General features: G+C 54.0%; 1 protein-coding gene and 1 pseudogene. Both read left to right on the forward strand.

The window, feature by feature from the left end:
- Nucleotides 1-124 precede the first annotated feature (124 nt).
- Nucleotides 125-553: a MerR family transcriptional regulator gene (locus ACR0EL_RS22040; protein WP_170392752.1), complete on the forward strand. Its 429-nt coding sequence runs from the start codon at nucleotides 125-127 to the stop codon at nucleotides 551-553.
- 97 nt (nucleotides 554-650) lie between these two features.
- Nucleotides 651-830, forward strand: a pseudogene (locus ACR0EL_RS22045) (transglutaminase); the annotation flags it as partial.

Below are 830 nucleotides of genomic sequence, written 5' to 3' on the forward strand. Positions count from 1 at the left end.
CTGCTAGAGGTTCAAAGGGGATTTTGAGCCTGCGGCTGGGTGTCACAGGTCCACCGGCTGGAAGGTTCTATTGTGCGGCGTCAACCCGAGCCTACATAAGCTGTAGCTTTGTAAGGAGACCCAGATGCTGACGATCGGAACGCTTGGAAAAAAGACCGGAACCAAGGTTCAGACGATCCGCTACTACGAGCAGATCGGACTTATGCCGGAACCGGGGCGCACCGAGGGTGGCCAGCGGCGTTATGGCCATACCGAACTGGATCGCCTGGCTTTTATCCGTCACGCCCGCCAATTGGGGTTTTCGCTTGAGGCGATACGCGAACTGCTTGATTTGTCCGACGATCCGGATCGCCCATGTCATGAAGCCGACAGTATTGCGCGCCGGCAACTCAAACAGATTGAGCAAAGAATGGCGCGGCTAGAAGCGTTGCGGACCGAGCTGGAGCGCATGGTGCATGAATGCAGTGGCGGCAACACTTCGGATTGTCGTGTACTCGAAGTTCTACGCGATCACTCCGAATGTCTTACTGATCACGAAGACATCGGCGCGTAACCCTGGGCAGCGTTGTTGCGAACTGGAAATAGCCTCTTGAAGCTACAGTCACTGTAGCAATTACAAGTCTTTCTGAGTCGATTCGACGAGAGACCAAATGCTGAACCGAGACCCGTTGTTAACCGCCACACCTCTGCTTGATTTTGAAACACCCGCAATTTCTGGGCTCATAACGGAACGGCGCTGGCCCGATCTGCCTATCGGGGATCGAATTGGCGCTATTTATGATTTCGTTCGTAACGAGATTGCCTTTGGTTACAACCGTGCAGACGATATC

Source organism: Ruegeria sp. AH12 (genome assembly GCF_056541465.1).

Excerpts from the sequence above, each read along its gene's own strand:
- ACR0EL_RS22040 (WP_170392752.1), top strand. The coding sequence starts at position 125 with ATGCTGACGATCGGAACGCTTGGAAAAAAGACCGGAACCAAGGTTCAG.